The sequence below is a fragment of the Belliella filtrata genome (assembly GCF_022549775.1).
Taxonomy (GTDB): Bacteria; Bacteroidota; Bacteroidia; order Cytophagales; family Cyclobacteriaceae; genus Belliella; species Belliella filtrata.
In genome coordinates, this window is record NZ_JAKZGP010000097.1 from 1 (window position 1) to 9,763 (window position 9,763).

Consider the following 9,763-nt stretch of genomic DNA (forward strand, 5'->3'; position numbering starts at 1 on the left):
CAAATCCAACAATGGAGCTGAAAACTTCTGTGTTATAAGATCCGTCGTGGATACCCTGATCAAACGTTCGGGAAATATCTTAGAAAATCTAAATCATATAGCTAATTTACAACCTGAGTAGTTACAAAATGCTTATTGAATAAAATTAAATTTAGTTTGTTGCATTTAATGAATCGTATTTCAAAATGATTATAGTCGTTTTAATCTTTTAGCTAGGAATGCTTTTAGAAAGGGGCATTGAAATTGAAAAAGAAGCCGCCTTCACCAGCATTGTTCAAAGAATATTCTAAACGAAAAACTATGTCATAAAAAATAACAAGATCTAACCCTGGTCCATAGCCAAAGAGGTATGTGTTGGTTAGTCTCCTGTTTTCTGGAATATTATTTCTATCATTGACATAACCATGATCAAAATTTCCACTTAGGTATAATCTCAACGGGAAAGTGGTGAATCCTTGCAAAGGGACAAGGTTAGAAATGTCGTAATTGAGGTCTAGAAACTTGAATCTTAAACTGTTTTTATGGACTAGGGTTTGCTGACCATCGATTACGTTGAATTCATATCCTCTGATAAAATATGGCCTGTAACCTATCCCTCTCACAGAAGTAAATGGTTGTCTTTGACCAAAAAATGTGTTAACAGACAAACCTGTAGCAATATGTAATCGGTTACTGAATTCCATATACCGATTTGCTGTTGCAGAAAATTCCCAATCTTGAAAATCATCAAAACTGAACAATCCATATCTGGTCAGCTCAAGATCCAAAAGAGCACCACTGGTGGGGTATGAATTATAGTTTCTTCTATCGTGTCTGTAGTTGTAAGAGGCTGAAAAATTTCTCAGTACATTGTCTCCATGAAGGAAGTAATTTGGGTTCTCTATAAGGACATCTTCATGCACTCTGAAGTTGTTGTACCCTAAAGTGACAAAATGGAAATTATAAAAACTTCCTCTATAGCTGTAACTTATAGCTGATTGAATATTTCTCCTCAATACATTCTCAGCTTCATTTGCAAAGAAGACTTGCCTATTGTTCTCAGACTTTACGGCAATGTTTTTGTTTGTTTGGAACCTAACTTGGAATGAAAGTCCGTGTTTTTGATTGCGATCTATGTAAGGGAATCTATAAAGTAGATCAAATGCCTGAGTGAATCCAAACTGCGTGACTACTCTCAATTTTTCATTTCTTCCACCAACATTATTATGATAAAATCTTCCGCCATAGTTTACCCTCCTAAAGCTTCGATTTTGATTGGTCCACCATTCTGCAAAATTCCGATCAGCCAGCTCAAAGATTACCGAAGGAATGAAATACCTTCTTTCATCTACTTTTATCAGCAGGTCAATTTGCTCTTCTCCTGTGATCAGTGGCGTGATTTCTACAGTATTGAAAAGTTGCAAATTAAATATCTTCTTTTCATCTGTAAGTATGGTTTCGATCAATTCGTCCCATCCGTATTGTATATCTTTGAAGATATTTAATTCTCTTAAGATGATGTTTTTCCTCGTTTTTTGATTTCCAATTACATAGATGTTATTGATCACGACTTTTTCAGGAGGGTCTGAACTAATGGAGATTTGCTCTTCCACTTGAATATCCTGTCCATTGGCACTGTGTATGATTACAGTGGTCATTAGCATAAGGAAGAAAATCAATGGAAATTTAAATCTCATTTGTTTAATAGTAGGCTTGGAAGTCGATTTTTAATTATGGTAATAGAAATACGTAATGTTATGATAAACTTTTTCAAATTGTTAAGATTGCTATACATTCAATCCTACTTTAGTCAATCGAAAGAGTTCTTGAATAGGAATAAACTCTTAAATTCATTTGTATAAATGATGAAGCCAAAATGGAATTAATCATATAAAGCGTATGTTTAAACTTAAATTCTTCACCAAAGTTTCACTCATTGAAGACGCTCATTCGTAAAATCGCCATTCTTCCTGTATTGCTTTATCAATACGCTATATCTCCCTTATTCCCACCTTCGTGCAGGTATACTCCAACATGTAGCCATTACATGAAGGAAGCCATTATGAAACATGGCGTGGTAAAGGGAGGGTGGTTAGGGCTTAAGCGAATTTCTAAATGTCATCCTTGGGGTGGGCATGGCCATGATCCTGTACCTTAAATATCACTTTTAGGAGGCTTCAAACCTTTTTTGGCGGCTAAGACTATCAGGATAATTCCACCGATAACCAAAGGAATACTTAAAGTCTGTCCCATATTGAACTGTAGCCCATCTTCAAAATCTACTTGATTCTCTTTGAGAAATTCCCATATAAACCTCATACCAAAAACAGAAATCAGAAAAAGGCCTAAGAATAAACCCTCAGGTAATCTTTCTTTGTATTTGCTCCAGATGAGGTACAATATCAAGAATATGAAGAAGTAAGAAAGTGACTCATATATTTGAGTAGGGTATCTTGCCTTGCCAAAGGTTTTGATAGTGACAAGATAGGTGTCACCTTGATCTGAAACGGTATAGTCTAATGATTTGCTCGGGTCTTCAGCAAGGTATTTTTGTGAGCTTCTGAACCTCGTCAAAATGTACTTGACATCAGTTTCTATTGCTGTCCTCAAATCCTTTTCCTCAAACCCTCCCTTGACAACTTCAATATCAAAGTTCACAGGGACAATGCCATTTCCAACCAATTCAGCCTGCCTGTCGCTTGGTTTGTATGCATTTACTTTTTGGAGAGGAAGTCTCAATGTTTCTAATGCTTCTTCCGTATCTCTTGCAAAGACAAAACCTGAATCACTTTCAGTTTCTTTACCTCCAATCTCTGAGTTCATTAAGTTTCCAATCCTGATCAAAGCTCCTGTCATGGCTACCACGATCACTATTCTATCTACTACCCATAAGTAAGATTGTCCGGGAGTTTTCTTAGCATACATAAATAATGCAATCAGGATAGCTATGGCTGCACCATGGCTTGCAAGTCCACCTTCCCAGACTTTCAATATGTCAATAGGATTGCTTAAATATTTCTCAGGTTCATAAAACAAGACATGTCCCAATCGAGCTCCAATAATCGTAGCCAGGACCATATATATGGTCAATTTATCAACGAGTTGAGGGTTTTGTCCTTCCTTTTTGAATATGTAAACCATGATTTGCTGCGAGATGATGAATCCAAGCGCAAATAGTAAACTGTACCACCTAAGTCTATCAAATCCTGGGATAACTGCTTGATCTGGACTCCAGACTATATAATTCAAAAGGTTGTTTATCATTTTATTATTTTTTCTAGATCAAATATGGGTATTATCAACTAAGAACGCGAGCAATTTTGTTAAATTTTGATCAATGAGAATCTAATTCTGCTAATTCTTCTTCAAATCCGCCTGATAAAATAGGGAACCTATACCAAGTTCTTGGGTCTACGCTAAACTCATCAAGGTGGAAAGAAGGAGCGATTCTCTCTCTTTTCCATTGATTTCTAGCCCAGAGTCTAAAGAATTTTTTGATATAAACTTTGAGTAAGTCATCACTTATGTCTAATTCATCTTTCAAATTCAGATAAATGTCAATCGGGGATCTTTTATCTTTGATAGCTAACTTCTCAATTTCCAAAATAGTCCCGTATGGCATGAGGTCATCTTCATCAGTCTGATGATTGTCCAATGGTCTAAGCTCTGCGGAAGGCTGAAGTGAATTTACAAACCTTAATCCAGCATGTCCTAGTTCGCTCTCGGCCCACTGTAGCCATTGAAGGATAAAAGCTTTGTCCACACCAGCGATAGGAGAGATGCTTCCTGATGTATCTCCATCCATTGTAGCGTATCCTACATCTCCTTCACTTCTGTTTGATGTGGTCAGGAGTAATGCATTCTTTATATTTGCGAGCATCCATATGATTGGAGATCGGCTACGTGCTTGAATGTTTTGAAGTGCCAAATCATCTTTCTCCCAAGTCAATTTTCTTCCTAAGGCCTTTTCGATTTTTTCAGAGTACGATTTTACTTCAGTTCCTATTTCCCAATTGTAGAATGTGGCTCCTATACTTTCCGCCAAACTCCTAGCGCTCTGAAATGTTTCATTTGAAGAGTTTTCAGTTCCTTGGTAAGCGGTTGTCAAAATTTGGGACATGATGTCTTTGCTAGGATCATCTGAAAACCCCTCGGTTTTAAGATTGAGTTTTTCTAAAAAGGCTTCAGTTCCTAATTCGGCAATTCCTCGTTTGACCATTTCTGCAACAAGAATGGCAATACTAGAAGAATCAGCTCCACCACTAAGTGAGAGGACAAAGCCACTACTTCGGCTTTTTCTTAGGTAATCGAATAATGCTAAAGAAGCAGCTTGAACAAACTCCTGATTCTTGTTATGATAGCTCTTTATTTCAGGATAGTTTGATTTTTGATGATTATAATCAAATATGGAAATTTGATAGTTTTCAAATGAAAGTAGTCTGTTTTTGTAAATAAGTTGTCCTGACTTAGCAATGAGCGTTTCACCATCAAAAATCATTTTACCAGATTCGTTTCCCAGTAGGTTGACATAAAAATAAGTAGCCTTTAATTCCTTTGAGGAATAGCACACCAGTTCTTCTCTTGTTTTACTTTTACCCATCGCAAAATGGCTTGCGCTAGGGTTGAAGATTAGATCTACTTTTCGATCTCTTAGCCTATACCCAGGTCTGAGATCTCCTCTCCAAGCATCTTCACAGATTTCAAAACCATATCTAAGACCATTTTTTTCGAAAATTAGATCACCTAATGGGATGTCAACTCCATCAACATCAATCGTTGTAATCTCATTGGCTTTCCATGGGGTAAACCATCGAAACTCATAATGAACTCCATCTATAGCCATAAATTGCTTAGCGACTATTCCTTTGAGCTCTCTATTTTCTATAACTGCTACACAATTATAAACTACCTCATTGCTGCGAATAGGGAGACCTACAGCTATAGTAATATTTTCACAGAGGGGGATTATTTGCTTTAACTGGGCTAATGCCTTTTGAGGATACCAGTAGCTCAGGAATAAATCTTCACTACCATATCCAGTAATAGCCAGTTCGGGAAAGCATAATAAATCTACACTTCTAGACTTGGCTTCTTCAATGCTATTGGTGATGTTTTGAAGATTCCCTTTCCAATCCAAAGGTGTTTGGTTGACGGTGGCTAGCGCAATCTTGAGTTTGGACGACATAATACGATCTATTCCCTAAAACATTAACCCCAAAGATAAAGATCTAAATAGGGATATTTAAGATTTCACAGGCGTTTTTCGAAGCTTCCTGTTCAGCTTTTTTCTTTGTTGCACCTTTGCCAGTAGTGACTACTTTGTTTTCTACAATAATTTCTATTTCAAATTCTTTGAAACGCTGTGAACCATTTACCGACAAAAGCTTGAATTCAATGTCTTTGGATTCTTTTTGTGCCCACTCTATGAGTTTGCTTTTAAAATTACTGGTTGTGCTGATGATGTTATCTACATCGAAGTGTATGATTATCCTTTTGAGGATGAATTTCTTTGTAAATCGATAACCTCTATCAAGATAGATCGCACCAATAATTGCTTCAAGTGTATCTCCGTTGATGGATTTGTTACCAATTACATTTTTATTTTTTAACTCTTCATTAATGAGTTTTGCTAGACCAATTTTGATTGCAATCTGATTGAGTGCTTCTCTATTGACAATCCTAGACCTAGTTTCTGTCAAAAATCCTTCATCCCTATAGGGGAATTTGAGGTATAAATATTCAGCAACTATGGCTCCCAAAAATGCATCACCTAGAAATTCTAACCTTTCGTTGGATAATTTTAGTCCGTTGATGCTTTCATCCGCTACCGAGGCGTGTTTGATAGCCAATTTGTAAAGTGCCAAATTAAAAGGCTTACTGCCCACCATATGTTTTATGGAAGCAGCAAGCCTTTTTTCATTTTTATTATAAAGTAGCGCTTGTAATCTGAGTAATCGTGAAAGTCTCAAGGTTACACCGTGATTTTTTTGAAAATAATGGAACAGTTATGTCCACCAAATCCAAAAGTATTACTCAAAGCGGCTCTTACTTCTCTTTTTTGAGCTTTGTTGAAAGTAAGATTCAACTTGCTGTCAAAACTTTCGTCATCCGTAAAATGATTGATAGTTGGAGGGACGATGTCGTTTTGTACGGAGAGTACAGAAGCTATGGCTTCTATGGCACCCGCTGCACCAAGAAGGTGACCTGTCATTGATTTGGTACTGCTGATATTCAAATTATAAGCATGCTCACCAAATACTTTTTGAATGGCTTTGACTTCGCTTACATCACCCAATGGTGTAGATGTACCGTGTACATTGACATAATCAATATCTTCAGGGTTAAGCCCTGCATCTTCTAATGCATATTTCATAACATTTGCAGCACCTTCTCCTTCTGGATGTGGGGCTGTAATATGATGTGCATCTGCGGTCATACCGCCACCTACCAACTCTGCATAGATTTTAGCTCCTCTTGCCTTGGCATGATCGTATTCTTCTAGGATTAGTGCACCAGCACCTTCTCCAAGCACAAATCCATCTCGATCTTTATCAAAAGGCCTAGATGCGGATTGAGGGTCTTCATTTCTTTGAGATAAAGCTTTCATCGCATTGAATCCTCCTATACCCGCTTCTGTTACAGCAGCTTCAGATCCTCCGGAGATGAATATGTCAGCTTTTCCTAATCTTATATAGTTAAAAGCATCAATCAATGCATTGGTTCCAGAAGCACATGCGGACACCGTTACAAAGTTTGGCCCTTTGAAGCCATATTTTATAGAAAGAAATCCTGTGCTAATGTCAGCGATCATTTTTGGGATGAAAAATGGATTGAACCTAGGAGTACCATCTCCATTAGCAAAATCCACAACTTCATCTTGGAATGTCTTAAGACCTCCAATTCCTGATCCCCAAATGACTCCAGCTCTATTTAGGTTGATTTTTTCAAGATCCAAACCTGAATCTTTCATTGCCTCATCCACAGCAATCATGGCATACTGTGTGAATGGATCCATTTTTCTAGCTTCTTTTCTATCAAGAAAATCTTCCACATTGAGGCCTTTGACCTCACAGGCAAATTGTGTCTTGAACAAGGAAGCATCGAATCTAGTAATAGGCGCAGCACCGCTTACACCAGTAGTCAACCCCTCCCAAAATTCGGGAACGGTATTACCTATTGGTGTAAGGGCGCCAATACCTGTTACTACAACTCTTCTTAAATTCATAAATGAATTTTAAGTGATTATTTTATTTAACGTTTGCTTCCAGGTAGCTGATAGCTTGACCTACGGTACCGATTTGCTCAGCCTGGTCGTCTGGAATGGAAATGTTGAATTCTTTTTCGAATTCCATAATTAGTTCTACCGTATCTAGTGAGTCAGCACCTAGATCGTTTGTGAAGCTAGCTTCAGGAGTAACTTCAGATTCTTCTACGCCTAACTTATCTACGATAATGGCTTTTACTTTTTGTGCAATTTCAGACATTTTGTTATCAGTTTATTTTATAACACTCCGCAAAGAAATATATTTATCCCCTTATTGCCAAAAAAAACTGACAAGTAAATTCAAGTTATTGTTTTACCACCTTGAAGTTGAAGGATTATTTTTAACTTTGTTTTTTAAATTCTTCCTGAATGAAGAAAACAAAATTACTTGTAGATAACATATTCGAATTTGAACTTTTGGGCTTCATAGCACCACTCAAGGACTATAAAATGGCTTGGGTGATAAACAATTGTTTGGATGTGAATCTTGTCAAATCTAAGGATTTTGAACTTCATTTTCTGGATGATTCGTCCATGATTATTTCTCAATATATGATTGAAAAAGAACATGGTTACGTCCAGCTTCTCAAAAATAGATCCGTCAATGAAAATGTGAACATTAGGTACCTCATTCCCGAATTGAGGATAATGGACTACTTCCTACTAATTCAAGATTACACGGAAGAATTGGATATTAATCTGTATATTGAGCGCTTATCAAAAAGTAACCTGATCCAAAATGTCGTCAAATTGGATGTTAATAAATTAAAATCTAAAGAAAACCTTTTAACCTATTAAAACGAGAATTACCAATGAGTGCATCTGTCTTTAATAAAACAAAGATTTTGGCTACCGTAGGCCCAGCTTCCAACAATGAAGAATCACTTTACAACCTGGCGCAAGCTGGTGCGAATGTGTTCAGATTGAATTTTTCTCATGGAAATCATGAAGGTCATTCCAAAGTGATCAGCATGATTAGAAAGATTAACAAAGATCATAAACTTTCTCTTGGGATACTCCAAGACCTTCAAGGGCCCAAAATCAGAGTGGGCGAAGTGGAAAACAATGGTGTGGAAATTGTACCTGGTGGACAAATTACAATTACCAATGATCCTGTAATAGGTACATCAGAACTTGTAAGCACTGTATATCAAAACTTACCAAATGATGTAGTTACTGGAGATAGAATCCTCATCGATGATGGAAACCTTGAACTAGTAGTAAATAGTACCGATGGAAAAAATGTAAATTGTACAGTGATCCACGGAGGTATATTGAAATCTAGAAAAGGTATCAATCTACCAAATACCAAAGTGTCAGCTCCTTCACTTACAGAGAAAGATATTGAAGATCTTGCTTTTGGATTGGAGAATGAAGTAGATTGGATAGCATTATCTTTTGTGAGATCTGCGGAGGATATTTATGATCTAAGAAATAGAATTGAGAAGGCTGGTAAAAATTGCAAAATCGTTGCAAAGATCGAAAAGCCTGAGGCACTTGAAAATATTGACTCAATCATCGAAGCTACCGACGCTATCATGGTCGCAAGAGGTGATTTGGGTGTAGAAGTACCTATGCAGATGGTGCCACTATGGCAGAAAAAAATGGTGGAGAAATGTAAACTTGCTTGTAAGCCAGTTATCATCGCTACTCAAATGCTAGAAAGTATGATCGTCAATCCTCGTCCAACTCGTGCAGAGACAAATGATGTCGCTACAGCGGTACTTGATGGTGCAGATGCTGTTATGTTATCAGCTGAAACTGCCTCTGGAAATTTTCCTGTAAATGCTGTAAAAGCAATGAGTTCGATTATCAGCCATATCGAAGAAAATGCGGATGTATACCACAACCTCTACAAAATACCAGAGGATGATAAAACATTCCTATCAAATAACTTGATTTTAATGGCTTCTAGGATATCTAGAAATGTAAATGCAAAAGCTATAGTAGGTATCACCTCTTCTGGATTTACAGCCTTTAGGATTGCTTCACATAGACCTAAAGCAAATACGTTTATTTTTACTCGAAACAAGCCATTGCTGACACAGTTGAGTTTGGTATGGGGAGTAAGGGCGTATTATTATGAGAGCAATGTGTCTACTGATGCGACATTCCACGATATCCAAGATCAGCTTAAAGATGATGGCCATGTGAAGGATGGTGATATCATTATCAATACTGCAAGCATGCCTCTCAATGCAAAAGGTAAAACCAACATGATGAAAGTTCATGTAGTAGATTAAATACGATAATACTAAATACAAAGAAGGCCATTGACTCATTTCAATGGCCTTTTTCGTTTTTATTTATTTGAGTGTAACTACTCAGGTACATTATTTACTGACCAATATTCAAGTATTTGGAGTCTTGTGCTCCTTTGTAGCGTATTGACGCGTATTTGTATGTTAATGTACGAAAATCAGCTTTAAAGTTGGTTTATCCACATTTTTTTGTGGGGAAAAACAGCGTGGATTATTGGTATTCATGGTATTATGTGCTGATATTCAGGAAACATTTCAA

At 37.0% G+C, this 9,763-nt stretch carries 9 protein-coding genes; 3 read left to right on the forward strand and 6 right to left on the reverse strand.

Translation table 11 applies throughout. The annotated features are described in order from the left end of the window. Positions 1-224 precede the first annotated feature (224 nt). On the reverse strand, positions 225-1,676 hold the full coding sequence (locus MM239_RS19925) for a BamA/TamA family outer membrane protein (RefSeq protein WP_241350088.1): 1,452 nt from the start codon (positions 1,674-1,676) through the stop codon (positions 225-227). Positions 1,677-1,915: 239 nt separating this feature from the next. On the opposite strand from MM239_RS19925, the gene yidD reads away from it, so the two are divergent. Further along, positions 1,916-2,137, forward strand: coding sequence for a membrane protein insertion efficiency factor YidD (gene yidD, locus MM239_RS19930; protein ID WP_241350089.1), 222 nt, complete (start codon positions 1,916-1,918; stop codon positions 2,135-2,137). Here yidD and MM239_RS19935 read toward each other — a convergent pair. From MM239_RS19935 to MM239_RS19955, 5 genes are all read right to left on the reverse strand, one after another. Continuing rightward, a complete protein-coding gene (locus tag MM239_RS19935) occupies positions 2,134-3,243 on the reverse strand; it encodes a prolipoprotein diacylglyceryl transferase (RefSeq protein WP_241350090.1) in 1,110 nt (369 codons plus the stop codon). The two genes, yidD and MM239_RS19935, sit on opposite strands and share 4 nt — an antisense overlap. 70 nt (positions 3,244-3,313) lie before the next feature. Continuing rightward, on the reverse strand, positions 3,314-5,164 hold the full coding sequence (nadE, locus tag MM239_RS19940) for an NAD(+) synthase (protein WP_241350091.1): 1,851 nt from the start codon (positions 5,162-5,164) through the stop codon (positions 3,314-3,316). A gap of 43 nt (positions 5,165-5,207) precedes the next feature. Further along, positions 5,208-5,948 carry a ribonuclease III gene (rnc, locus tag MM239_RS19945; RefSeq protein ID WP_241350092.1) on the reverse strand — a complete coding sequence of 247 codons (741 nt, stop codon included), beginning with the start codon at positions 5,946-5,948 and terminating at the stop codon, positions 5,208-5,210. 2 nt (positions 5,949-5,950) lie between these two features. Beyond that, a complete protein-coding gene (gene fabF / locus MM239_RS19950) occupies positions 5,951-7,204 on the reverse strand; it encodes a beta-ketoacyl-ACP synthase II (RefSeq protein ID WP_241350093.1) in 1,254 nt (417 codons plus the stop codon). 22 nt (positions 7,205-7,226) lie between these two features. Then, positions 7,227-7,463, reverse strand: coding sequence for an acyl carrier protein (locus MM239_RS19955; RefSeq protein WP_008629501.1), 237 nt, complete (start codon positions 7,461-7,463; stop codon positions 7,227-7,229). 149 nt (positions 7,464-7,612) lie between these two features. Between MM239_RS19955 and MM239_RS19960 the strand changes: the two genes are divergently transcribed. Together MM239_RS19960 and pyk are read left to right on the forward strand one after the other, a co-directional pair. After that, positions 7,613-8,041 (forward strand): IPExxxVDY family protein, encoded by a 429-nt coding sequence (locus MM239_RS19960; protein WP_241350094.1) that lies wholly within the window; start codon positions 7,613-7,615, stop codon positions 8,039-8,041. 14 nt (positions 8,042-8,055) lie between these two features. After that, positions 8,056-9,486, forward strand: coding sequence for a pyruvate kinase (gene pyk, locus MM239_RS19965; RefSeq protein ID WP_241350095.1), 1,431 nt, complete (start codon positions 8,056-8,058; stop codon positions 9,484-9,486). Positions 9,487-9,763 lie beyond the last annotated feature (277 nt).

What these genes read in the sequence shown, in the direction of transcription:
- MM239_RS19925 (WP_241350088.1), bottom strand. Translation starts at nt 1,676, where the DNA reads ATGAGATTTAAATTTCCATTGATTTTCTTCCTTATGCTAATGACCACT.
- MM239_RS19935 (WP_241350090.1), bottom strand. Translation starts at nt 3,243, where the DNA reads ATGATAAACAACCTTTTGAATTATATAGTCTGGAGTCCAGATCAAGCA.
- nadE (WP_241350091.1), bottom strand. Translation starts at nt 5,164, where the DNA reads ATGTCGTCCAAACTCAAGATTGCGCTAGCCACCGTCAACCAAACACCT.
- fabF (WP_241350093.1), bottom strand. Translation starts at nt 7,204, where the DNA reads ATGAATTTAAGAAGAGTTGTAGTAACAGGTATTGGCGCCCTTACACCA.
- MM239_RS19955 (WP_008629501.1), bottom strand. Translation starts at nt 7,463, where the DNA reads ATGTCTGAAATTGCACAAAAAGTAAAAGCCATTATCGTAGATAAGTTA.
- MM239_RS19960 (WP_241350094.1), top strand. Translation starts at nt 7,613, where the DNA reads ATGAAGAAAACAAAATTACTTGTAGATAACATATTCGAATTTGAACTT.
- pyk (WP_241350095.1), top strand. Translation starts at nt 8,056, where the DNA reads ATGAGTGCATCTGTCTTTAATAAAACAAAGATTTTGGCTACCGTAGGC.